This window comes from Microbacterium sp. MYb64, from assembly GCF_002979495.1.
Taxonomy (GTDB): Bacteria; Actinomycetota; Actinomycetes; order Actinomycetales; family Microbacteriaceae; genus Microbacterium; species Microbacterium azadirachtae_A.
Genome location: NZ_PCOW01000005.1, coordinates 24,376 through 48,336, shown reverse-complemented (window position 1 = coordinate 48,336; position 23,961 = coordinate 24,376). Strand labels below are relative to the sequence as shown.

The 23,961-nt window shown below is 70.4% G+C and carries 20 protein-coding genes; 1 reads left to right on the top strand and 19 read right to left on the bottom strand.

Features of this window, described 5'->3' with window-relative positions; all coding sequences use genetic code 11:
• Nucleotides 1–10 precede the first annotated feature (10 nt).
• The 12 genes from metK to CQ044_RS06510 all read right to left on the bottom strand — a co-directional run bounded on the left by metK (nt 11) and on the right by CQ044_RS06510 (nt 12,005).
• On the bottom strand, nt 11–1,204 hold the full coding sequence (gene metK, locus CQ044_RS06565) for a methionine adenosyltransferase (protein ID WP_045273082.1): 1,194 nt from the start codon (nt 1,202–1,204) through the stop codon (nt 11–13).
• A 134-nt stretch (nt 1,205–1,338) separates the two neighbouring features.
• Nucleotides 1,339–1,593, bottom strand: coding sequence for a DNA-directed RNA polymerase subunit omega (gene rpoZ / locus CQ044_RS06560; protein WP_045273081.1), 255 nt, complete (start codon nt 1,591–1,593; stop codon nt 1,339–1,341).
• A 117-nt stretch (nt 1,594–1,710) separates the two neighbouring features.
• The gene (gene gmk / locus CQ044_RS06555) at nt 1,711–2,625 is read right to left on the bottom strand and encodes a guanylate kinase (protein ID WP_105687730.1); all 915 of its coding nucleotides are present in this window, start codon (nt 2,623–2,625) and stop codon (nt 1,711–1,713) included.
• On the bottom strand, nt 2,618–3,472 hold the full coding sequence (gene pyrF / locus CQ044_RS06550; RefSeq protein WP_105687858.1) for an orotidine-5'-phosphate decarboxylase: 855 nt from the start codon (nt 3,470–3,472) through the stop codon (nt 2,618–2,620). The genes gmk and pyrF overlap by 8 nt, the downstream gene beginning before the upstream one ends.
• A 2-nt stretch (nt 3,473–3,474) precedes the next feature.
• Nucleotides 3,475–6,762 (bottom strand): carbamoyl-phosphate synthase large subunit, encoded by a 3,288-nt coding sequence (gene carB, locus CQ044_RS06545; protein WP_105687729.1) that lies wholly within the window; start codon nt 6,760–6,762, stop codon nt 3,475–3,477.
• Nucleotides 6,762–7,913, bottom strand: a complete 1,152-nt coding sequence (carA, locus tag CQ044_RS06540) for a glutamine-hydrolyzing carbamoyl-phosphate synthase small subunit (RefSeq protein ID WP_105687728.1) — start codon at nt 7,911–7,913, stop codon at nt 6,762–6,764. Before carA ends, carB begins: the two co-directional genes overlap by 1 nt.
• On the bottom strand, nt 7,910–8,449 hold the full coding sequence (locus tag CQ044_RS06535) for a hypothetical protein (RefSeq protein ID WP_258133179.1): 540 nt from the start codon (nt 8,447–8,449) through the stop codon (nt 7,910–7,912). The genes carA and CQ044_RS06535 overlap by 4 nt, the downstream gene beginning before the upstream one ends.
• Nucleotides 8,446–9,753: a dihydroorotase gene (locus tag CQ044_RS06530; protein ID WP_105687727.1), complete on the bottom strand. Its 1,308-nt coding sequence runs from the start codon at nt 9,751–9,753 to the stop codon at nt 8,446–8,448. The genes CQ044_RS06535 and CQ044_RS06530 overlap by 4 nt, the downstream gene beginning before the upstream one ends.
• Nucleotides 9,750–10,757 (bottom strand): aspartate carbamoyltransferase catalytic subunit, encoded by a 1,008-nt coding sequence (locus CQ044_RS06525; RefSeq protein WP_105687726.1) that lies wholly within the window; start codon nt 10,755–10,757, stop codon nt 9,750–9,752. Before CQ044_RS06525 ends, CQ044_RS06530 begins: the two co-directional genes overlap by 4 nt.
• Complete coding sequence (gene pyrR, locus CQ044_RS06520) at nt 10,754–11,293, bottom strand: bifunctional pyr operon transcriptional regulator/uracil phosphoribosyltransferase PyrR (RefSeq protein ID WP_045273074.1); 540 nt, start codon at nt 11,291–11,293, stop codon at nt 10,754–10,756. The genes CQ044_RS06525 and pyrR overlap by 4 nt, the downstream gene beginning before the upstream one ends.
• Nucleotides 11,294–11,352: 59 nt before the next feature.
• Nucleotides 11,353–11,751: a type II toxin-antitoxin system VapC family toxin gene (locus tag CQ044_RS06515; protein ID WP_181158200.1), complete on the bottom strand. Its 399-nt coding sequence runs from the start codon at nt 11,749–11,751 to the stop codon at nt 11,353–11,355.
• Complete coding sequence (locus CQ044_RS06510; RefSeq protein ID WP_105687724.1) at nt 11,748–12,005, bottom strand: hypothetical protein; 258 nt, start codon at nt 12,003–12,005, stop codon at nt 11,748–11,750. Before CQ044_RS06510 ends, CQ044_RS06515 begins: the two co-directional genes overlap by 4 nt.
• Before the next feature lie 190 nt (nt 12,006–12,195).
• Between CQ044_RS06510 and CQ044_RS06505 the strand changes: the two genes are divergently transcribed.
• Nucleotides 12,196–13,137: an AraC family transcriptional regulator gene (locus CQ044_RS06505; protein ID WP_105687723.1), complete on the top strand. Its 942-nt coding sequence runs from the start codon at nt 12,196–12,198 to the stop codon at nt 13,135–13,137.
• Here CQ044_RS06505 and CQ044_RS06500 read toward each other — a convergent pair.
• The 7 genes from CQ044_RS06500 to CQ044_RS06470 form a co-directional block, all read right to left on the bottom strand.
• Complete coding sequence (locus CQ044_RS06500; protein ID WP_181158199.1) at nt 13,130–13,813, bottom strand: ABC transporter ATP-binding protein; 684 nt, start codon at nt 13,811–13,813, stop codon at nt 13,130–13,132. The two genes, CQ044_RS06505 and CQ044_RS06500, sit on opposite strands and share 8 nt — an antisense overlap.
• 1 nt (nt 13,814) lies before the next feature.
• Nucleotides 13,815–15,497 carry an ATP-binding cassette domain-containing protein gene (locus CQ044_RS06495; RefSeq protein WP_105687721.1) on the bottom strand — a complete coding sequence of 561 codons (1,683 nt, stop codon included), beginning with the start codon at nt 15,495–15,497 and terminating at the stop codon, nt 13,815–13,817.
• Entirely contained in the window at nt 15,494–16,690 is a 1,197-nt protein-coding gene (locus tag CQ044_RS06490; RefSeq protein ID WP_181158198.1) for an ABC transporter substrate-binding protein, read from the bottom strand. The genes CQ044_RS06495 and CQ044_RS06490 overlap by 4 nt, the downstream gene beginning before the upstream one ends.
• Nucleotides 16,687–17,565: a branched-chain amino acid ABC transporter permease gene (locus tag CQ044_RS06485; RefSeq protein WP_105687719.1), complete on the bottom strand. Its 879-nt coding sequence runs from the start codon at nt 17,563–17,565 to the stop codon at nt 16,687–16,689. Before CQ044_RS06485 ends, CQ044_RS06490 begins: the two co-directional genes overlap by 4 nt.
• Nucleotides 17,566–17,569: 4 nt before the next feature.
• Complete coding sequence (locus CQ044_RS06480; RefSeq protein ID WP_105687718.1) at nt 17,570–18,985, bottom strand: amidase; 1,416 nt, start codon at nt 18,983–18,985, stop codon at nt 17,570–17,572.
• A gap of 184 nt (nt 18,986–19,169) precedes the next feature.
• The gene (locus tag CQ044_RS06475) at nt 19,170–20,750 is read right to left on the bottom strand and encodes a Rieske 2Fe-2S domain-containing protein (RefSeq protein WP_105687717.1); all 1,581 of its coding nucleotides are present in this window, start codon (nt 20,748–20,750) and stop codon (nt 19,170–19,172) included.
• Between the two features lie 124 nt (nt 20,751–20,874).
• The gene (locus CQ044_RS06470) at nt 20,875–23,835 is read right to left on the bottom strand and encodes a DEAD/DEAH box helicase (protein ID WP_105687716.1); all 2,961 of its coding nucleotides are present in this window, start codon (nt 23,833–23,835) and stop codon (nt 20,875–20,877) included.
• Nucleotides 23,836–23,961 lie beyond the last annotated feature (126 nt).

Here is a 23,961-nt window from a genome sequence, read left to right as displayed (position 1 = left end):
GCGGGGTCGATCAGAGGCCGGCGGCGCGGCGCAGGTCGTCCGCGCGCGTCGTCTGCTCCCAGGTGAACGTCGGCAGCTCGCGGCCGAAGTGCCCGTAGGCCGCCGTGGCGGCGTAGATCGGGCGCAGCAGATCGAGCTCCTCGATGATCGCCTGCGGGCGCAGGTCGAAGACCGAGCGGATCGCGCGGGTGATCGTCTCGTCGTCGACCTTGCCGGTGCCGAACGTCTCCACGTACAGTCCCACGGGCTGCGCGACGCCGATCGCGTACGCGACCTGCACCTCGAGCCGATCGGCGAGACCCGCCGCGACCGCGTTCTTGGCGACCCAGCGCATGGCGTAGGCGCCGGAGCGGTCGACCTTGGACGGGTCCTTGCCGCTGAAGGCGCCTCCGCCGTGCCGTGCCGCCCCGCCGTAGGTGTCGATGATGATCTTGCGGCCGGTGAGGCCCGCATCGCCCTTCGGGCCACCGGTGACGAAGGGGCCGGCCGGGTTGATGTAGTGCGTGACGCCGTCGAGATCGAGGCCCGTCGTGGCGAGCACGGGATCGATCACGTGCTCGCGGACGAGCGCCTTGAGCTCCTCCTGCGAGATCTCCGGGTTGTGCTGGGTGGACAGCACCACCGCGTCGACCGTCTTCGGAGTGAAGCCGTCGTAGCCGAGCGTCACCTGGGTCTTGCCGTCGGGGCGCAGGAACGGCAGCGTGCCGTCGCGGCGCACCTCGGTCAACCGCTCCGCGAGGCGATGCGCGGTCCACGCCGCCATCGGCATGAGCTGCGGCGTCTCGGTCGTCGCGAAGCCGAACATGATGCCCTGGTCACCGGCGCCCAGGAGGTCCCTGGGATCCGACGAGCCGCCTTCGCGGTGCTCGCGCGCCTGGTCCACGCCGCTCGCGATGTCGGCCGACTGCTCCCCCACCGAGACGCTCACGCCGCACGAGGAGCCGTCGAACCCGGTTTCGCTGGAGGTGTAGCCGATCCCGTTGACGACATCGCGCACGATCGTCGGGATGTCGACGTAGCCGGAGGTGCGGATCTCGCCCGCGACGTGCACGAGGCCGGTCGTCACGAGCGTCTCCACGGCGACGCGCGCCCCGGTGTCCACCGTGAGCAGGCCGTCCAGGATCGAGTCGGAGATCTGGTCGCAGATCTTGTCGGGGTGCCCCTCGGTGACGGACTCGGAGGTGAACAGACGCAGCGCGCTCATCGGTGCTCCTTGGTGTGGAGGAAGGTCGGGTGGGGCGGGATGCACCCCAGGCAGCCGGGCGGTGCGCCCGAGCCCAGTATGAACGGAGCCGCCGACATCCACGGAAGGGATGACGGCGGCTCCGGAGGGTCAGCTCACTCCGCGTGGCGGATGCGGAGCTTGTCCTCGTTGATCTCGTGCAGCGCGATGGTCAACGGCTTGTCCTCGACCGAGGAGTCGACCAGCGGACCCACGTTGTCGAACAGGTTGCCCTCGTGCAGGTCGGAGTAGTAGTCGTTGATCTGACGCGCGCGCTTGGACGCGTAGATGACGAGCTCGTACTTGGACTCGACGCGGTCGAGCAGGTTGTCGATGGGCGGGTCGATGATGCCGTTGTTGTGTCCGGCCATGGTGGACCTCCTGTTGGTGGGATGTTCTGCGACGCGCGTCGCGAAGAATTCGGGCGTGCGCACCGGCCCTCGGACCGGCTCAGGACCCTTCGACGAGCTCAGGGACCGGGAAAGCGGTCAGCGCGCAGACGCCGAGGACAATTCTACGACCTCTCGGGCGGCCGTGGCGACGTCCTCGTTCACGACACGGTGATCGAACTCGGACTGAGAGGCCAATTCGACCTTCGCGGTGCGCAGGCGCCTGGTGCGTTCCTCCGCGTCCTCCGTGCCCCGGCCGACCAGCCGCTGCACGAGTTCGTCCCAGGACGGGGGCAGCAGGAACACGAGGTTCGCGGAGGGATCCGCCGCGCGCACCTGCCGTGCGCCCTGCAGATCGATCTCCAGCAGCACCGTCTTGCCCTCGGCCAGCGCCGCGTCGATCGGCCTGCGCGGAGTGCCGTAGCGGAACCGGTTGTGCACGGTCGCATACTCGAGCAGCTCGTCCGTCGCGATCATGCGGTCGAACTCGGCGTCGTCGACGAAGAAGTAGTGCACACCGTCCTGTTCCCCCGGACGAGGAGCGCGCGTGGTCGCCGACACGGACAGATGGATCTCGGGGTGGTTCTCGCGGATGTGCGCCGCAACCGTGCCCTTGCCGACCGCGGTCGGCCCCGCGAGCACGAGCAGGCGGCTGCGGCCCTCGCGCGGCGCGGACTGGGGGAACCGGGCGTCGACCCACTGGCGCAGCGCGAGCTGCTGGCGGGATCCGAGGCCTCCGAGTCGCTTGACCGGCGAGATCTGCAGGTCGGCGAGGATGCGATCGCGCTTGCCGGCGCCGATCGCCGGCAGAGCGGTCAGGAAGTCCGGCACGCGCAGTGTCCCCGCCGTCGAGAGCGGGTCGGCCGCGGCTGCGGCCAGAACGTCCTGCGGAGCGATCACCCGCATGGTCAGATCGCGCTTCAGCGACGCCCGCGCGCGGCGGCGCTCGACCGCTCGGCGCGCAGCGGCGACACGATCGACCTCGGGGACTGCGCGCCCTGCCGGTTCAACCACCCATGACCTCCTGGTAGCGCGCGGCGCGCTCTTCGATCGTCGCTGCGATCCGGTCCGGACCAGCGGACAGGATGCTCCGGCTTTCGGAAGCCAGGACGTTACCTGCCAGCGTACCGAATCTCGCACGCAGATCCGCGGGCGTCGCGCCCTGCGCGCCGAATCCGGGCGCGAGCAACGGCACCGTGCGCAGCGTGTCGTCGTCCAGGGCGAATCCGGCCCGGTCGATGGTCGCCCCGATCACGAGGCCGACGGATCCGAGCCCGCTCTCCGACGCGTCGTAGGCCGTCACGTCCCGGGTGATGCGCAGCGCGGTGGTCTCCCCCTGGGTCGTCGCGAGCGCCGCGGGGACGAGCGCCTGCTGCACCGGCGCGCCTTCGGGGTTGCTCGTCGCGGCGAGCACGAAGACGCCCTTGCCCGCAGGCAGCGCCCGCGTGATCGCCTCGGCGAGCGACCCGCCGCCGAGGTAGGGGCTGATCGTGAGCGCATCGGCTTCGAGCGGTGCGCCCGGCTCGAGCCACGCCTGCGCGTAGCCGGCCATGGTCGTGCCGATGTCGCCGCGCTTCGCGTCGGCGACGACCAGGAGACCCGCCGCACGCGCCGCCGACATCACGTCTTCGAGCGCGGCGAAGCCGCGGGATCCGAAGCGCTCGAAGAACGACACCTGCGGCTTGACCATCCCGACGCGCCCCGCGGCGGCCTCGACCGTGGCGAGTCCGAACGCACGCACGCCGTCGGACGTCTGGGGCAGCCCCCAGGCGTCCAGCAGCGCCTCGTGCGGGTCGATGCCCACGCACAGCGGGCCGTACGCGTCGAGCGCCCGGCGCAGCCGCGATCCGAACGAGGTCACGGTCACGCGCGCGCCAACCGGTCCTGGGCGTACTCCTGGAGGCTGCGGACCTCGAAGCCCTTGTCCGCCGCGTCCATCCCGCTCACGGCGGCGCCCAGCGTCGCGATCGTGGTGAACAGCGCCTTGTCCGCGGCGACCGCGGCCGCGCGGATCTCGTAGCCGTCGGCACGTGCGGCGCCGCCGGACGGCGTGTTCACGATGATGTCGATCGCGCCCTGGTCGATCAGGTCGACGATGTTCGTCTCGCCGCTCGTCTGGGTCTCGCTGTACTTCTCGACGACGGTCACCGGGATGCCGTTGCGCGAGAGGATCTCCGCGGTGCCCGTGGTCGCCACGATCGTGAACCCGAGCTGGTGCAGCCGGTGCGCGGGCAGGATCACGGCGCGCTTGTCGGCGTCGGCGACCGAGATGAACACGGTGCCGGAGGTCGGCGTTCCGCCGTACGCCGCGGCCTGGCTCTTCGCGAACGCGGTCGGGAAGTCGCGGTCGATTCCCATGACCTCACCGGTCGAGCGCATCTCGGGGCCGAGCACGGAGTCGACGATGCGGCCGTCCGCCGTGCGGAACCGCTTGAAGGGCAGCACGGCCTCCTTGACCGAGACCGGCGAGCCCAGCGGCACACGGGACCCGTCGTTCTCAGGCAGCAGGCCCTCGTCCTTGAGCGCGGCGATCGTGGTTCCGGACAGGATGCGGCTCGCCGCCTTCGCGAGCGGGATCCCCAGCGCCTTCGACACGAACGGCACGGTGCGGCTCGCACGCGGGTTCGCCTCGATCACGTAGAGCACGCCGGCACTGATCGCGAACTGCACGTTCAGCAGGCCCCGCACGCCCACGCCCTCGGCGATCGCGAGCGTCGCCTCGCGCACCCGGTCGATGTCGGTGCGTCCGAGCGAGACCGGCGGCAGGGTGCAGCTCGAGTCGCCGGAGTGGATGCCGGCCTCCTCGAGGTGCTCCATGACGCCGCCGATGTAGAGCTCTGTTCCGTCGTAGAGCGCATCCACGTCGATCTCGATCGCGTCGTCCAGGAAGCGATCCACGAGCAGGGGCTTGCCCTCCTCGATGATGACCTCGCCCGCCGTGCGCACGAAGTAGTCGCGCAGCGCAGGGGTGTCGTAGACGATCTCCATGCCGCGCCCGCCGAGCACGAAGCTCGGGCGCACCAGCACCGGGTAGCCGATCTCCTCGGCCACCGCGACGGCGCCGTCCACGTCGATGGCCGTGCCGTTGCGCGGAGCGACGAGGCCGGCCTCGTCGAGCAGACGCGAGAACAGCTCGCGCTCCTCGGCGAGGTCGATCGCCTCGGGGCTCGTGCCGAGCACCGTGTAGCCGGCCGCCTCGATGCCCTTCGCGAGCCCGAGCGGGGTCTGTCCGCCGAGCTGGCAGACGACGCCGAGGATGGTGCCGCTCTGCGCTTCGGCGTGCAGCACCTCGAGAACGTCCTCCAGGGTGAGCGGCTCGAAGTAGAGCCGGTCGGAGGTGTCGTAGTCGGTGGACACGGTCTCAGGGTTGCAGTTGACCATCACGGTTTCGAAGCCGGCGTCCGAGAGCGCGAAGGAGGCGTGCACGCACGAGTAGTCGAACTCGACGCCCTGGCCGATGCGGTTCGGGCCGGAGCCGATGATGACGACCTTGGTGCGCTCGGACGGCGTGACCTCGGTCTCGCTGTCGTAGCTGGAGTAGTGGTACGGCGTGAGCGCGGGGAACTCTCCCGCGCAGGTGTCGACGGTCTTGTAGACCGGGCGGATGCCGAGCCCGTGCCGGACCCCCCGGACCTCGGCCTCGCCGATGCCGCGGAGCTCGGCGAACTGCGCGTCGGAGAAGCCGTGGTCCTTGCCGAGCCGGATCGTATCGGCGTCGAGCTCGGGGGCCGTACGGATCTGCTCCGCGACCTCGTTGATGAGCACCATCTGGTCGATGAACCACGGGTCGATCGCGGTGGCCTCGAACGCCTGCTCGATCGTGGCGCCCTTGCGCAGCGCCTGCTGCAGCACGACGATCCGGCCGTCGGTCGGCGTCTTCGAGATCTCGAGGAGCTCGTCGACGCTGCGGTCCTCGGGACCCCAGTGGAAGGAGGATCCGCGCTTCTCGAGCGAGCGGAGCGCCTTCTGCAGCGCGGTCGTGTAGTTGCGTCCGATCGCCATCGCCTCGCCGACCGACTTCATGGTCGTCGTGAGCGTGGCGTCCGCGGCGGGGAACTTCTCGAACGCGAACCGCGGCGCCTTGACCACGACGTAGTCGAGCGTGGGCTCGAAGCTCGCCGGGGTCACGCCGGTGATGTCGTTCGGGATCTCGTCCAGTCGGTAGCCGAGGGCCAGCTTGGCCGCGAGCTTCGCGATCGGGAAGCCGGTCGCCTTCGACGCGAGCGCCGAGGAACGGGACACCCGCGGGTTCATCTCGATGACGATGACGCGGCCGTTCTCCGGGTTCACGGCGAACTGGATGTTGCAGCCGCCGGTGTCCACGCCGACGGCGCGGATGATGTCGATGCCGATGTCACGGAGGTTCTGGTACTCGCGGTCGGTGAGCGTGAGCGCCGGGGCGACCGTGATGGAGTCGCCGGTGTGCACGCCGACCGGGTCGACGTTCTCGATCGAGCAGACGACCACCGTGTTGTCCGCGGTGTCGCGCATGAGCTCGAGCTCGTACTCCTTCCAGCCGAGGATCGACTCCTCCAGGAGCACCTCGGTGGTCGGCGAGTCGTGCAGGCCGGCGCCGCCGATGCGGCGCAGGTCCTGCTCGTCGTAGGCGAAACCGGATCCGAGCCCGCCCATCGTGAAGGACGGGCGGACGACCAGCGGATAGCCGAGCTTCTCCGCGCCTTCGAGCAGCTCGTCCATCGTGTGGCAGATCACGGACGCGGCGACGTCGGCGCCCGCATCGAGCACGAGCTGCTTGAAGATCTGGCGGTCCTCGCCCTTCTGAATCGCGTCGACCTTGGCGCCGATGAGCTCGACGCCGTACTTCTCCAGGATCCCGCGCTCATGCAGCGCCATGGCCGCGTTCAGCGCCGTCTGACCGCCCAGGGTCGGCAGGATCGCGTCAGGCTTCTCCTTGGCGATGATGGTCTCGATGACCTCGGGGGTGATCGGCTCGATGTAGGTCGCGTCCGCGAAGTCCGGGTCGGTCATGATCGTGGCCGGGTTGGAGTTCACGAGGATGACGCGGACACCGTCCTCGCGCAGGACGCGGCAGGCCTGGGTGCCGGAGTAGTCGAACTCGCAGGCCTGACCGATGACGATCGGACCGGATCCGATGACGAGGACGGAGTGGATGTCGTCGCGCTTGGGCATTACTTGCTGTCCTTCAGGGAGAGGTGGGCGACGACGGTGTCACGGAATCTGTCGAAGAGGTAGTTGGCGTCGTGCGGGCCGGCGGCGGCCTCGGGGTGGTACTGCACCGAGAACGCCGGGATGTCGAGGGCGCGGAGCCCCTCGACCACCTGGTCGTTGAGGCCCACGTGACTGACCTCGACCTTGCCGTAGCCGTGCGGGCTGTCGAAGGAGCCCTCGATGGGGGCCTCGACCGCGAAGCCGTGGTTGTGCGCGGTGATCTCGACCCGGCCGGTGGCCTTGTCGAGCACCGGCTGGTTGATGCCGCGGTGGCCGAAGGTGAGCTTGTAGGTGCCGAGCCCGAGAGCGCGGCCGAACAGCTGGTTGCCGAAGCAGATCCCGAAGTACGGCAGGCCGGCGTCGAGCACCTCGCGGAGCACCGCGACCTGCGCGTCGGACGCTGAGGGGTCGCCGGGGCCGTTCGAGTAGAAGACGGCGACCGGATCGACGGCCGCGATGTCGGCGAACGTGGAGGACTGCGGCAGCACATGCACGTCGAATCCCCGCGCGGCGAGGTTGTCGAGCGTGGACTGCTTGACGCCGAGGTCGAGCACGGCGAGGTTGCCGATCCGCTCCCCCGTCGCCGGCGTGACCTCCGCGTGCTCGACGGAGACGGCGGCGGACAGGTTCTGGCCGGCCATCTCCGGCGCCTCGGTCACGCGGCGCAGCTGCTCGTCGGCGTCCAGCGCGGCGTCCGCGCCGGAGAAGATGCCGCCGCGCATGGATCCGGCGGAGCGGATGTGGCGGGTCACCGCACGCGTGTCGATGCCGCTGATGCCGACGATCCCGTCGCGCACCAGGGTCTCGTCGAGAGACGTGTTCGCACGCCAGTTCGACACGACCCGCGAGGGGTCGCGCACGATGTACCCGGCGACCCAGATGCGCCGGGACTCGGGGTCCTCGTCGTTCATCCCGGTGTTGCCGATGTGCGGCGCCGTCTGCAGCACGATCTGACCCGCGTAGGACGGGTCGGTGAGGGTCTCCTGGTAGCCGGACATGCCGGTCGCGAAGACGACCTCGCCCAGGGTGGTGCCGCGGGCGCCGTAGGCGCGCCCGACGTGGCGCGTGCCGTCCTCGAGGACGAGCACGGCGGAGTCGTGGGGAAGGGTCATGCGGATTCTCCTGTCTCGGAGGCAGCGTCGGGGCGCTGCGAGCTGATGAGTCGCTGGAGGTCGGTGAGCGCGGCGCCGGAGGCATCGGTGTTCCCGATGTCACCGGTGATGCGCAGATAGCTGTCGACGACGGTGCCTTCGTCCGTGCGCCAGACGAGGCGGATGAGGCCGCCCGGTTCGACGACCCGGTCGATCGTGACGGTCGCCCGGTCCGCGCCGATCAGCCGCGACGATGCGAGGAACACGGTCGGCGAGCCGTCGAGGCTCAGCGCCGCGCCGCGGTCGGTGATAGTGAGTTCACCGCGGGCGCGGTACACGAGAGGACGGACGGCGAGGCGCTCGAGCGAGTGGTCGTGCTTGGTCGTCGCGACGTAGAGCGTCTCGTAACGGGCCTGCACCTCCGCGTGCTCCGGCACGCCGAGCGGAGCCGTGAGGCCGGAGTCCCGACGCAGCCGTGCACGCCAGGCGAGCACGCCGCCGAGGATCAGCAGCAGGGCGACCGCGAGGACGACGGTTCCGGCGAGCTGCTGGTTCACGAGCGCGCTCCCTGCTCGGCCAGCACGCCGTCCTCGAGCGTCACGTATCCGTGGTGCACCGTCCAGAGGACCTTGCCCGGCAGGTCGCGGCCGAGGTACGGCGAGTTCGTGCTCTGCCCGTGCAGATCCGACTCGGCAAAGACGCCGACCGCGTCGGCGTCGTAGAGCGCGAACTCCGCCGGTTGCCCGGCGGTGATCGGCGTGCCGTGGCCGGCGAGGGAGCCGATCCGCGCCGGAGCGGAGCTCATGACGCGCGCCACATCCGTCCAGTCCAGCAGGCCCGTCTGCACCATCGCCTGGTGCACGACCCGCAGTGCGGACTCGAGTCCCACCATGCCGTTGGCGGCGGCCTGCCACTCGCAGGCCTTCGCCTCGCTCGGGTGCGGGGCGTGGTCCGTCGCGACGATGTCGATCGTGCCGTCGGCGAGGCCCTCGCGCACCGCGAGCACGTCCTCCTGGGTCCGCAGCGGCGGGTTGACCTTGAACCGCGCGTCATAGCCGCGGGCCAGCTCGTCGGTCAGCAGCAGGTGGTGCGGGGTGACCTCGGCGGTCACCGCCACTCCGCGCTTCTTCGCCCAGCGGATCAGCTCGACCGAGCCGGCCGTGGAGAGGTGGCAGACGTGCAGCCGGGATCCGACGTGCTCGGCGAGCAGGATGTCGCGCGCGATGATCGACTCCTCGGCGACGGCGGGCCAGCCCGCGAGGCCGAGCTCCGCGGAGACGGCGCCCTCGTTCAGCTGGGCGCCCTCGGTGAGCCGCGGATCCTGCGCGTGCTGCGCGATCACGCCGCCGAAGGCCTTCACGTATTCGAGCGCGCGGCGCATGATGAGCGGATCCCACACGCAGAAGCCGTCGTCGCTGAAGACGCGGACGTTCGCGCGCGAGGAGGCCATCGCGCCCAGCTCGGCGAGTCGCTCGCCCTTCTGGCCGACGGTGACGGCGCCGATCGGCTGCACCGTGGCGTAGCCGGCGGCCTCGCCGAGGGCGAGCTCCTGCTCGACCACACCGGCCGAGTCGGCGACGGGCGACGTGTTCGGCATCGCGAACACGGCGGTGAAGCCACCGGCTGCCGCCGCTCGGGTGCCGGACAGCACGGTCTCGCTGGCTTCGTAGCCGGGCTCGCGCAGGTGCGTGTGCAGATCCACCAGCCCGGGCAGAGCGACCAGCCCGTCGGCGTCGATGACGCGCGCTCCGGTGGCGGAGAGGCCGGATCCGACCTCGGCGATCCGCCCGTCCTGGACGAGGATGTCCGCGGAATCGGCGCCGAGGATCTTCGCGCCTCGGAAAAGCAGGCTCTCGGTCATCGGTCTCCTCGATTCATCTCGAACTCCTCGGTCGCAGCGCTCGCCCCTGCTCTGTCCGGCTCGGGGCGCTCCCCCGCCAGCAGCAGATACAGCGCCGCCATCCTCACGGACACGCCGTTCGTGACCTGCTCCAGCACGGTGGAGCGGGCGGAATCGGCGGCGTCGGAGGAGATCTCCAGTCCGCGGTTCATCGGACCGGGGTGCATCACGATCGTATCGTCGGGCAGCCGCCGCAGCCGCGCCGCGTCCAGGCCCCACCGGCGGGTGTACTCGCGCTCGGAGGGGAAGAAGGCCGCATGCATGCGCTCGAGCTGGATCCGCAGCATCATGACGGCGTCCGGCTCCTCAGCCAGCGCGGCGTCGAGGTCGTACAGAACTCGCGCCGGCCAGCCGGTGACGTCCTGCGGGATCAGCGTCGGCGGGGTGACCAGGGTGACCTCCGCGCCGAGCGTCGACAGCAGCCACACGTTGGAGCGCGCCACGCGGGAGTGGAGCACGTCGCCGACGATCACGACGCGCACCCCGCTGAGGTCGCGGCCCCGGCTGTCCGCGCCGAAGCGGCGCTTGCGGATCGTGTAGGCGTCGAGCAGGCCCTGGGTGGGGTGCTCGTGCGTGCCGTCGCCGGCGTTCACGACACCGGCCGAGATCCAGCCGCTCGTGGCGAGCGTGCGCGGGGCGCCGGATGCGGGATGCCGCACGACGACGGCATCGGCGCCGATCGCCTCCAGCGTCTGGGCCGTGTCCTTGAGGCTCTCGCCCTTGGAGACGCTGGATCCCTTCGCGGCGAAGTTGATCACGTCGGCGGAGAGGCGCTTGGCGGCGGCCTCGAACGAGATGCGCGTGCGGGTGGAGTCCTCGAAGAAGAGGTTCACCACGGTCTTGCCGCGCAGCGTCGGCAGCTTCTTGACCTCGCGGGACTGGGTGTCCGCCATGTCCTCGGCGATGTCGAGGATGCGCATCGCATCCTCACGGGCGAGCGTCCTGGTGTCGAGCAGATGCCTCATTCGTCGCCTCCCTCGATCGAGACGTACTCCTCGCCGTCGTCCTCGCGCAGGCGCACGTTGACGCGCTCGGCGCGGGACGAGGGGATGTTCTTGCCCACGAAGTCGGGGCGGATCGGCAGCTCGCGGTGCCCGCGGTCGACGAGGATCGCGAGTCGCACCACGGCGGGGCGGCCGATGGACTGCAGTGCGTCGAGGGCGGCTCGGATGCTGCGGCCGGAGAAGAGCACGTCGTCGACCAGGACGACGGTCTTCCCGTCGATGCCGCCGGCGGGGATGTGCGTGCGATGCGGCGATCGCGTCGGGTGCTTCGCGAGGTCATCGCGGAAGAGCGTGACGTCGAGAGATCCGACCGGGACCGCGATCTGTGCGATCTCCGTGATCAGCATCGCGAGGCGCTCGGCGAGCGGGACCCCGCGGGTGGGGATGCCCAGGAGGATCAGGTCCTCCGCTCCCCGGTTGGATTCGAGGATCTCGTGGGCGATGCGCGTCAAGGCGCGCCTGATGTCGGCTTCCTGCAGCACGATACGTGCGCTCATCTGCCGGCTCCCTTCTCCGCCTCACGGGACGGTGTTAAAGGTTGCTTCGAAGTATTGCCTCAGTCTACCCGGTCCTGCTGCGCCACCACGACGGCGACGCCGCGCTCGCGGGCGGCATCGGCGAGACGCCGGTCGAAGGTGGCGAGAGTCGCGTCGAGTTCGATCGAGGTGGCGAGCACGTAGGTGCCGGGCAGTCTGAGCTTCGTCGTGCCACGGAGGCGCGCGACATCGAGCGGCTCATCGAGCAGCGGGACGTGCCGATCGATCCCCAACCGGACGATGTCCCGCACCGCCTCGTCCTCACGCCCCTCGCGAACCGGCCATACGAGCGTCTCGGCGAGCGTGACCGGATGCAGAATCAGATCCTCCTCAGTATCGAGGATCTCAGCGGCAAGGTCCGCGTGCTGATCTCCTGGCGTCCACCAGGCGATCAGCACGCTCGCATCGACGACGATCACTCCGGCCATTCCTTCCGGAGGTCATCGAGGTAGTTGGGCGGGTAGTTGAACTTCCCCCGCGTCTCCTCCAGCACCTTGCGCCGCTCGGATCGGCGAGCTGCTCGCTTCGCAGCCAGGGTCTCGCTCCCCGCCACTGCAAGACGCGCGACGAGTTCGGACCGGGAGGCGCCCGGCCACTCCTTCTCCGCCAATTCGAGCCCCGCGGCGAGCTCTGGAGTCTGCGTCACCTGGATCCGCGGGAGTGTGGTGGCCATATCACGAGTGTACCGCCTGCCCGGACAGTGGTACAGATACGGGCACCATGCGTCGAGACGGCGGGAGCGATCTCCGTGGCCCGCACCGGATGACCGCTCGCAGACAGGCTGCCGAACCGAATGGCAGGCATCCTGAGATACAGTGATCGGGCACCCTGCGCTCCCTCTCGACGAAGAGAAAGGCGGAGCCATGCACATCACCTCGACCCTCGGCGGCGCCGTCGTCAGCGGTTACCTCGACGATGCGCCGAGCGATCGCGTGCCCGGCGACGCGGTGGTCGTCCGGCCTCACGAGGATCCCTATCGCGCACGTTCATCCTCCTGGGCGCTCGGGCGCCTGCTCGGCTGCGACATCAGGGACGACTACTCGGTCAGCGTCCGTCCGCTCGCGTTCTCGACCGCGATCGACACGCGCTTCCTCGGGATCCTCCTCGAGGGCTCCGGCACCTTCGCGCAGAACCGGACCGAGACCGCGCTGCGCCCGGGCAGCATGGTGCTGTACTCCCGGTCCGCGCCGTTCTTCCTCGACCTCGTCGGCCCCTATCGGTATCTCGTCCTGGCCGTGGACGTCGACGCGCTGGGTGCGAGCGACCGGGACCTGTCGGCGGTGGCGGGATCCGCGGCACTCTCCGACACGGCCGCGGCCTGCATCCTGACGGGTCTCCTGGCCGGCGTTCCGGAGCGCTGGGGAGCATTGCCCGCGCCACTGCGGCTCGAGCTCGCCGATGTCGTACTGTCGCTGCTCCGCGATTGCGTCAGGGAGGCAGGAGGCGGGCGTCCAACCCTCCGCTCCGCCGAGGAGGCGGTCTACGACCGTGTCGTGGAGTGGATCGATGGACGCCTCGCCGACCCCGACCTCACCCCGGCGAGGATCGCCGAGGCGAACCACATCTCGGTCAGTTACCTGCACCGCGTCTTCCGTCGCGCCGGCACCACGGTCGGCGAGCACGTGCTGGCGCGGCGGGTGGAGGGGGTGCGCCGGGAGCTGCAGACCGCGAGCAGGGACGAACCGCTCGCCGCCGTGGGGCGCCGATGGGGCTTCCGCGACCCTTCTCGGCTCAGCAAGGTCGTCCGGCAACGGTTCGGACGGAGCCCGCGCGAGCTGCGCGCGGCCGAGGACGCGGTCAGCTGAGCACGAGCAGACGCCGCAGCTCTTCGACGACCCCGTCCTCGACCCTCCGGTCCAGCACGATCCTCCCCGCCTCCATCACGAGCACCCGATCGCAGGACGCCGCGACGAGATCGGGGTTCTGGTCCACGAACAGCACCCCCACGCCGGAGTCCGCGACGGCGCGGAGCGCGGCGAACGTGCGCGTCACCATCGACGGCTGCAGGCCGTGGGTGAGCTCGTCGATGCACACGAGCGCCGATCCGGCGAGGATCGCGCGGGCGATCCCGAGCTGCTGCTGCTGGCCGCCGGACAGCGTTCCCGCCGGCTGCGCAGCCCGCTCTCGGAGCATGGGATAGACCTCGAGCGGATCGACCGCCGGCCGGTACCCGCGCCGGGCGAGCCGGAGACTTTCGGCGACGGTCAGCGACGGGAACACCCCGCGATCCTCGGGGAGGAAGGCGACGCCTGCGGCGGCCGACCGATCAGGGCTGCGCGCCGCGAGGCTTCGGCCTGCCACCTCGACCTCGCCGCTGAGGCGGTCCACCGTCCCGAAGAGCGCTCCGAGCAGGGTCGACTTCCCCATCCCGTTCCTGCCCAGCAGTCCCACGATCTCCCCGGCACCGACCTCGAGGTCGACGCCGTCGACGATCCGGACGCCGTCGTATCCCCCGGCGATCCCCCGCGCGTGAAGCACCATCTCAGCTCCCCAGGTAGGCATGGCGCACGGCATCGTGCGCGACGATCTCGTCCATGGTCCCCGAAGCGATGATCGCGCCGTTGGACAGGACCACGACGCGGTCCGCGATCTCCCGCACGATCTCCATGTCGTGCTCGACGACGACCATCCCGCATCCGGTGTCCTCCACGACCCGGCGCAGGCGCTGAGCGAGTGCCCGCGCATCGGCGTGGGAGAGCCCCGCCGCCGGTTCGTCGAGCAGCACGAGATCGGAGGGCCCCCGCAGCACCATGTCGAGTTCGAGGTGCCTCCGCTCGGCCATCGACAGCTCGCCGGCGAGACGGGCATCGGCGGGTGCCCTGTCGGCCGATCCGCCGCTGAGAGCGGCGAGGGTGAGGTTGTCCGCGACGGCGAGCGCGGTGAAGACGCTCGGCACCTGGAACAGCCGGCCGATGCCGAGCCTGGCCCGGCGGTCGACGCCGTAGAGGGTGACGTCCTCTCCGCGGAGCAGGACTCGTCCGGCCGAGGGGCGGAGCAGTCCCGCGATCACCGAGAGCAGGGTGGATTTGCCCGCGCCGTTCGGTCCGATCAGCGCCACGCATTGCCCGCTGCGGACGGTGAGCGAGATGTCCTGCAGCACGCTCGACCTGCCGAAGCGCTGGTCCACGCCCTCCACCTGCAGCAACGGGGCGTCGGTGGGAGGCGGTACGCTCGGACGGCGCACCGGACGGGCCGAGGGGACGCGCAGCACCTCCGACCGGCCGAAGAGCAGGCGCCGCGCCCCGCCGGCCACGCCGCCCGGAGCGAATCGCACCACCAGGATGAAGAGCGCCGCGAGCCCGAAGACGTACCAGCTCTGCCACGTGCGGCCGAGAGTCTGGGCGGCCACCGTAAGGAGCACGGCGCCGAGGAACGGGCCGATCAGCGAGCCCTTGCCGCCGACTGCGAGCCAGGTGAGGACACTGGTCGACAGCGCCAGCCCGAGGGTCGCGGGGGTGACGAGGCCTGCGACGGGTGCGAAGAGCGCCCCTGCCACGGCCGAGACCGCGGCCGAGATCATGAAGGCCGCGGTCTGCGTCCCGCGCACGCTGATGCCGAGGTGCTCCGCCCTGGCGGGATTCACGAGCACCGCGAGCTGGAACGCACCGCGCCGCCCCGCCACGAAGAACCGGAAGGTGAGCCCGACCACGATCACGGTGACGGCGAGCACAAGGTAGTAGGTCGGGACGAGGTCGAGCGTCGGCGCGACCATCCCGTTGGATCCGCCCGTCACCTCCGGCATCGAGGTCGCGACGCGCTGCAGGAGCTGGCTGATGCCGAGCGTGAAGAGGATGAAGAGCGGCACCGCGGTCTCGCCCTTCACCGCGAGCGCGATCTGCGCGATCAGTCCCGCGATGCCGGCGGCGAACACGACGCCCAGCGCAGCGGCCAGCACCCACGGGACGCCGAGCGAGACGCCGATCGTGAGCGCGTAGGCGCCGAGGCCGAAGAACGCGGCCTGTCCCACGCTGATGAGTCCCACCCTCCCCCAGGAGAGATCCAGCCCGTAGGTGAAGAGCCCGTAGACGAGGCCGAGGGCGACGACGCCGAGCGCATAGGGTGCGAGCCCGAACGGGAGCACCGCGAGCAGGACGACCACGACGACGAGGATCGCGCCGGGGCGACGGACGAGACCGCCGATCCCCCGGCGGGCCGACGCGGTCATCCGCAGGTCGTCTCGGTGTCGGCGACCATGCCGTGATCCTTCGTGACGGGATAGGCGCCGCCGGCGCCGATGGTCACCGTCGACATGGTGGCCTGCAGGATGTTCGCGGGACCCGCGAAGTGCGTCCCCTTGCCGAGCGGGGAGTCGAAACGGAAGCCGGCGATCGCAGTGTTGAGCTCGGCGGGCGCTGTGGCCTTGGCGTCGTTCGCGGCCGCGGCGATGAACCGGATCGCGAAGTAGGCGTTCGCGGCGACCTCCGGGATCGGCGCCTGAGACCCGGTCTTCTTTCGGTACGCCGCCACGAAGGCCTTGCTCTCGTCATCGGCGAAGCCGTCGCTCCAGCGCACCGCGTGCTCTCGGCCCGTGACCTGATCCGCGACGGCCGGGTAGTAGTCGGCGTCGAGCGGCGCTCCTTCGTAGCCCAGCGTGGGCGTCAGGAGCCCGAAGGCCTGTGCCTGCTTGGTGAACACGATGGCGTCGGCGCCGACGACCATGGACAGCACGAGGTCGGGAGCGGCGGCCTTGAGACGCCCGATGGTCGACTCGAAGTCGGTCGTGCCCAGGGGGCTGAACTCCTGCGCGACCACGGTCCCCCCTGCGGCTGTCACGATCTTCTCCGCGCTCGCCGCATAGTCCCGCGGGAAGTTGTAGTCGGAGCCGACGATCGCGACGCGCTTCCCGTACTTCGCGAGCAGGTCGGGGACGATCGGCGTGAGCAGCTGATCGGTCGATTCTCCGAAGCCCCATGCGTAGCGCGAGCAGACCGCGGGATCGCCGAGGATCGACGTCGCGAAGGGGATCTTCGCGGAGTTCGCGACGGAGGCCACCGCGGCGGCGGTGTCGCCCGTGATGGTGCCGAACAGCAACGAGACGTCGCCGGCCTGCACGTACTTCTTCGCCAGCTGGGTCGACGTCGCAGGGTCCGAGGAGTCGTCCTCGACGGTGTACTCGATCGGCTTGCCGTTCACGCCGCCCTCGGCGTTGATCTTCTCGACGCCGAGCTCGAAGCCCGCCTTGAGAGCGAGTCCGGCCGACGAGATGTTGCCGGTCGCAGGGACGATCACGCCGACTTTCAGTGGGCCTGCGGCGTCGCTCTGCGTCGATGCCCCGCCGATGCTGCTCCCGCAACTCGTCAGGAGCAGGGCACCCGCGGCGAGGACCGCTCCGAGCGCGAGGCGGTTGCGGCGGGTCATGCGACGCGGCCGCGGGGAAGGAATCGGGTGGACCATGTCAGGAGCCTCCTGGTTGTCGAGGTGGAACGGACGGCGACGGCGAAGAGCACGACGACGTAGAAGAGCGCATCGGCGGCGGTGTCGGCGAAGAAGCGGCGCAGCACGACCTGCAGCGCGACGACGAAGAGCGCGGCGATGACGGTCCCGGAGAACGAGCCGGGCCTGGCGAGCAGGAGGACCACGAACGCAGGGATGAGGATCGTGAAGCCCATCGAAGGGCTGACGCCGAGCAGTGGGCTGTAGAGACCTCCCGCGAGGACGGCGAGGAGTCCTGCAACCACGAAGGTGAGCGTCCTGGTGCGGGCCGGCGGAGTTCCCAGCAGCGCCGCCATCGTGGGGTTGTCGGCCACGGCGCGCAGCCGGAGCCCTGCCCGCGTCCGGTAGGCGATGACGAGGACGATCGCGACAGCCACGGCGCCGACGAGTCCGGCGAGCAGGCGGAAGGACGGGTACGGGACTCCGAGGATGGTCACGACGCCGTCGAACGGGGGCGGGACGGCCCGCGCCGTCGCACCCCAGATGAGCTCGCACACCTGGCGGAGCACCATCCCGACGCCCCAGGTCACCAGCAGCGAGGCGAGCGGGGATCCGACGAGCCTGCTCAGCAGACCGCGTTCGATCAGATAGAGGAGCGGTACCGAGACGACGAGGCCGATGAGGATCCCCAGCCAGAACGGCAGCCCTGCCGTCGCGACCATCGCGAAGGCGCCGATCGTCGCGAGGTCGCCGACCGCGAGGTTCACGATCCGGCTGACCCCGAACACGAGCGAGAGCGAAAGCGCGAGCAGCGCGACCAGCCCCAGCTGGCTGAAGAGCGAGAGAAGGAGCTCGATCATCCGCTCAGCCCTCGAATCCGGCGGGACGGCGATGCGCCCACGGCGCCGCCTCCTCGAGCGCCGCGGCGAGCCGCAGCAGGAGGTCCTCGCGCCAGGGTCCGGCGACCAGCTGCGCACCGACCGGCAGGCCGTCCGCCGCGACGTGCATCGGCAGCGAGATGGCGGGCAGGCCCGCGAGGTTGACCCAGCTCGTGAAGCTCACCATGCGCCCCTCCCGCACGCGCGGCAGATCGGGATGCTCGTTCGCCTCGGCGACGAGTTCGCCGGCCGGCACCGGGACGGTCGCCATGGTCGGAGTGAGCAGCACGTCGAAGTCCCGCCCGAACTGCGACACGATGTCGTAGGTCTCGGCCTGGATGCGCATCGCGCTCTGCACGTAGTCGACCGCGCTGGCACGGCCTGCGCGGGCCATCCGGTGTCGCAGATAGGGCTCCGCGAGTTCGGGCCGGAGGTAGGGCATCGCGGCGACGGACGCGTCCATGATGTGGGTGACGTATCCGAGCACCGCGCGCTCGCTGTAGAACCTCGGCGCCACGGGTGTCACGACGTGCCCCATCGCCTCCAGGAGGGCCGCAGTGCCCGTCGCCGCCCTCACGCACTCGTCATCGACGGGAAGGCCGGTGGGCGCCTCCAGGAGCAGGCCGATCCGCAAGGGCTCCTGCGGCCGCCCGACTTCCGTGGCGAAAGGGCGCTCGGGACGAGGGGCGTTGTACATCACGAAAGGATCCGGTCCGCTGATCGCGTCGAGGATCGCGGCGGCGTCGGCGACCGTGCGGGCCTCCGCGCCCTCCGTCGCCGCGTGCTCCCATCCGGCGACCGCGGAGGGCACTCGCCCGCGCGAGGGCTTGAGTCCGACGAGACCATTGCTCGACGCGGGCATCCTGATCGAGCCGCCTCCGTCGGAGGCATGGGTGAAGGGCGCGAGGCCCGCGGCCAGCGCCGCCCCTGCCCCGCCGCTGGATCCCGCCGGTGAGCGGCTGAGGTCCCACGGGTTCCGAGCCACGCCGAAGCGCGACGTCTCGGTCACGCTCATCGTGCCCGCTTCGGGGGCGTGACTGCGGCCGAGCAGCACGCAGCCCGCACGGCGGAGCGCCCCGACGATGAGGTCGTCCTCCGTCCGCACCGCAGTGTCGGTGCCGAGCGACCCGTAGAAGCAGGGCTGTCCGGCGGCGGCCGTGAGGTCCTTGATGGGCACCGGGATGCCGTGCAGCGGCCCCAGCGGCTCTCCCGCACGTACCGCGCGCTCGGCCTGCCTGGCCTCGGCCAGGGTCGCGTCGGGGTCGATCCAGACGATCGCGTTGATCGCAGGGTTCAGCCGGTCGATCCGGTCGAGGTAGAGCTCGGCGATCTCGACCGGGCTGACCGCGCCGGCCCTGATCTCGCGGGCGATCTCGGTCGCGGAACTGAAGGCGGTGACCATCGGGATTCTCTCCGTTCGGGCGGGCCTCGTCGCCCGCCGGATCCCCATGCTAGGGACGGCGCGACCCGCGAAATGGTCCCCGAGTGGACAGAAAAGGTCCCCGAGTGCACAGGCGCGCCGGACGCGAAAGGAGCCGCCCTCCCCAAGGGGAGGACGGCTCCGGACGTGCGATGGCGGAAGGGGTTCAGACCCCGAGCCGCAGAGCGTCGTCGGTGACGGGGTCGATCTGCTTCGCCCGGATCGGGTGCCCGCTCGTGGACAGGCAGCGGCCCGTCTTCAGATCCCATTTCCAGTCGTGCATGCTGCAGGTGAGCACGCCCTCCTCGTCGACGGATCCGGTGCGGGTCAGGTCGGCGCGCAGGTGGGGGCAGCGGCGCTGCACGATCCAGTCTCCGACCTCGGCGTCCTCGGTCTGATCAGTCTGCTCTTGGTACCAGTTCTCGACGTACTCGATCCGGTCGACGGACAGGCACTTGAGGAACGTGGTGAGGAACTCGTTGAACTTGCCGCTGCGGCCGACGGAGAACTGCATGGACAGGAAGATCGAGTTCGACCAGTCGATCTCATGGTCGGCGATGTTGGTCGAGACGAGGTCGGCGGGGATCGTGTACCAGTAGATGCACTCCTCCCCCGCGTACTCGCGCACCTTGGCCTTCGGGAAGTCGACCACCATGTCGAGCTCGCCGATGCGGAAGCGGACGTTGCCGCCCACGCCGAGCCGGATCGTGCGGGACTTCTTGAGCAGCGGCTCCCACCACTCCTTGATGGCCGCGAGCATCTCCTCGGGAGGAAGGATCGGCGAGCGACGAGCCTCCTCGTCGCGGATCTCCTGCTGGCGCGTGGCGCGCTGTTCCCCGAGGTAGTCCCACTTCTCATCGAAGATGTGGCGCAGCTCGTCCTCGGAGTAGAGCGTCTGCTCGACCGAGGCGATCTCGCGGTCCTCGAGGGTCACCACGGTGCCGGGCACGAACAGGTGCCCGTCGTACTGCGGGGCGAGCTCCTTCATGTGCGCCAGGAACTGCTTCTGGTCGGTGAAGATCGACTCGCCGTTGCGACCGATGCCGTTGAAGTCGAACAGCTCGTCGCGGAGGAACATCGGCGGGCCCGCCATCGGGAAGACGTGCGGGGCGTCGACCTTCTCGATGTAGTACATCGCGCGCTTGTTCTGCGCCTCGCGCTTGAGGCGGGCGAAGTTCTGCTTGGCATCCAGCGGCAGGTCGTAGACCATGGGCCACCAGATCGCGCCGGAGACCTGCGTGAAGTAGGCGTCCGGCTTGCCGAACGTGAGCAGCCGCTCCAGGTCGAGCGGGTGCGAGTCGTTCTGGTTCAGCACCGATCCGGAGCCGTCGTCGACGCTGAGCGAGGAGTCGCCGATCGGGCCGTCGCTGGGCGCACGCAGCGGCGTGATCATGATCTTCAGCGCGCCGCGCTCGATGATCTCACCCGCGGGCGCGTAGGTGATGTTCTCGTATCCGAGGGCGCGGAGATCCTTCTCCAGGTCGTCGGTCGGGTACTCCGGCAGGAGCACCTCGATGTCCTTGCGGATGTAGCGCTCGAGCAGTCGAGGGTCGAAGTGGTCGCGGTGCCGGTGCGACACGTAGAGGAAGTCGGCCTCGCGTCCGAACCGCTCCCAGTCGAGGCCGCGGTTGTCGGGGAACGGGAACCAGGATCCGTAGAAGGACGGGCCGAGGACGGGGTCGCAGATGATGTTTCCGCCGACCGTCTCGATGAACATCCCGGCGTGCCCGAGTCCCGTGATCCGCATGTTTCTCCTCCTGTGTGGACCTGTCGATCCTACCGGGGCCCGCCCGATCGGGCCTGGAGACGGCCCGTGCATAACCGGATCCGACGGCCGCCAGGGCCGCCACGACCCCGCCGGGGAGCGCAGCTCAGCCGAGCAGTTCGCGGATGTCGTCGGCGGTCAGGGACTGCGCGAACAGATCCTCGTCGTCGAGCACCGCGGAGAACAGGCGCGCCTTGCGCTGCTGCAGGGCGAGCACCTTCTCCTCGATCGTGCCCTCGGAGATCATCCGGTAGACGAAGACGCGGTTCTGCTGCCCGATCCGGTGCGCGCGGTCGGCGGCCTGCGCCTCGGCCGCCGGATTCCACCACGGATCCAGCAGGAACACGTAGTCGGCCTCGGTGAGGGTGAGGCCGGTACCGCCGGCCTTGAGGCTGAGGAGGAAGGCGTCCTGCTCCCCCTCCCTGAACTCCTGGACGACGCGGTCCCGGTCCCTGGTCGATCCGTCCAGATAGGACACCCGGAGCCCTGCCCGGCGGAGCCGTTCGGCCGCGAGCCCCAGGAACGACGTGAACTGGCTGAACACCAGCGCCCTGTGCCCCTCGGAGCGCAGCTCGATCAGTCGCTCCACGAGCTCCTCGAGCTTTCGGGACGCGATACCGGCATCATCGGGCTCGATCAGCCCCGGCGCCAGGCTCAGCATGCGCAGCATCGTGAGCGAGCGGAACACGATGAAACGCTGCCGGTCGAGGTCGGGCAGAAGGCCGAGGATCTTCTGCCGTTCGCGCTGCAGCACCGTGTCGTATCGGTGCTGGTGCGCGGGAGCGAGCTCGACGCGGAGCACCTGCTCCTGCCGCTCAGGCAGATCGCGGGCGACGAGCTCCTTGGTGCGGCGGATGAGGAACGGACGGATCCGCCGCCGCAGCAGGTCGATACGGGATCGACGGAAAGGTGCGCCTTCGGCGTTCTCCGGCACCTTGCCCTGCTCGATCGGCTGGATGAAGTCCTCCCGGAATCTCCGCGCCGAGGCGAACAGGCCGGGCGATGTGAGGCTCAGCAGCGCCCACAGCTCCCCCAGACCGTTCTCCAGCGGTGTGCCGGTCGCGGCATAGACCGCCTGGGCGTCGAGCGCGGCGACGGCCTGGTGCTGCTTGGTCGCCGGGTTCTTCACGTTCTGAGCCTCGTCGAGCACGACTCCCGACCATGGCCGGCGCGCGAACTCCTCCGCGTCCAGGCGCAGCACGGTGTACGAGGTGATCACGAGGTCCGCATCGCCGACATGCGAGGCGAGATCGATGCCGTGCGCGTCGCGGGTGCGGCCGGCCAGGACCACGCGGAGCCCTGGCGCGAACCGCTCGGCCTCCCGCTGCCAAACGGGAAGCACCGAGGTCGGCGCCACGACCAGCCACGGTGCGGTTTCGGCCTCGACGCCGCCGCTCCCGCTCTCCCGCGCGTGAGCTATGAGCGCGAGCAGCTGCACGGTCTTGCCGAGCCCCATGTCGTCGGCGAGGATCCCGCCGAGGCGGTGCTGCCACAGCCGGGCGAGCCGCGTGAATCCCTCGCGCTGGTACGGGCGCAGCTCGGCGGTGATGGCGGCCGGCACCGAAACCGGATCCGCACTCGGATCGGCTCGGAGACCCTCGACGGCGGCCCGCCAGGCCTGCGCGGGCACGGTCTCGTCGGCGAGGTCCTCGAAGTCCTCCCAGAGCGTCAGGTGGGTGCGCGCGATCCTCGGCCCGGTCTCCCACTCGGCGAGCTCCGCCGCCTCGTCCAGGAGCTCCTTGAGTCGGTCGAAGGCGGGGTGGCGCAGCGAGAACCACGTGTTGTCGACGAGCTTGAGCTTGCCCTGACGAAGGGCGAGCGCGCGGAACAGCGGCTCGAACGGGATCGTGCGGCCGTCGATCCGCACCAGGACGCCGAGCTCGAACCAGTCCGGATCCGTGCTCTCCACCGTGCTGATGGTGATCGCGGGGTCGCCGGTCAGCTCCGCGTACGTGCGCGGCGTGCCGGTGCTCTCCGTGGCGATGCCGCGCGCTTCGAGGGTCGGCACGAGGTGCGAGACGAACTCGGCCGCGTCGGCGTCGCGCAGCGCGCCGGCGAGCGTGAACGGCAATCCCGTGACCTCGGTCCAGGCCGTGTGCACGGAAGGACGCAGCTGCTCTTCCGCCGCGCCGTCGCGGATCCCGGACTCAGTGGCGCGCTCATCGAGAGGGAAGCGCGCGTACCCCGGGTAGTCCCAGTGCAGCCGGTAGGCCACGACGTCGTCGGGGCGGAAGTCGACGACGAGCAAGGGCACGGGCTTCGGCGCCGCGGGCAGCGTGACACTGTGCCCCGCGCGCACCGCGGCCCCGCGCATGATCGTCGGATACCCGTCCCGGAAGAAGGCCTTCCGGTCCACCGGAGCGACCGTCAGGCCGGCCGGCGCCGACAGCAGCGCCCGCACGCCGTCCGTGAGCGGCACCGGTCCGAGCACGAGATCGATCCTCTTGCCGACGACGCGATGCGCGTACGCGCCACCGGATCCCACCGCCTGCGTCGCGGTGGCGGGGAACGACTCGCCCACGGCGTCCGCCGAGGCGGAGAGCAGGAGCCCGCCGTCGCCGTCCGCAGCGATGTCGACCACGATCCGCAGCTCCTCCGACCACTGCAGGCGGGTGCTGCGCTCGGTCGCCACCAGCACGATCCCCGCCGCGGATGCCGACTGCAGATGCGGCCACAGCAGCGGGGATGCGACCGGATCCAGCAGCAGCCAGTCCCCCGCCGTGCCGGAGAGCAGCGAGTCGCGGGAGATGCTCAGCAGGTCGGCGAACCAGCGGGAGTGCGCCGCGTCATAGCGCGTGCCGGGGCGACGGACGGCGTCCCAGTCGGCGTCCGACTGCACCCAGGCGGATCCGGCGTCGTTGCGCCGCAGCGGGCGGACGGCGAGGAACAGCTCGCCCGGATCCTTGACCAGATCCCGTGCGGTGGCCGTGCGCAGCGGCCGCGAGGCCCAGTGCCTCGCATCGGCGCGGTCGCGTCGGCGCAGTTCGACCCCGAGGGCCAGCGGCGCACCGCTCGCCCGGGTGGACGGCAGGAGCACGCGCCAGTCGTCGGCGTCAGCGGAGGTCATGATGATCCATCCTCATGCGGGCCACGGACACACCGGCCGGGTTTCGGGGCACACTTCTACGTTTTGGGGCGCAGGATGCCGGGAAAACCCGGGATCCTGCGCCCCAAAACGGACAGGCACGCCCCA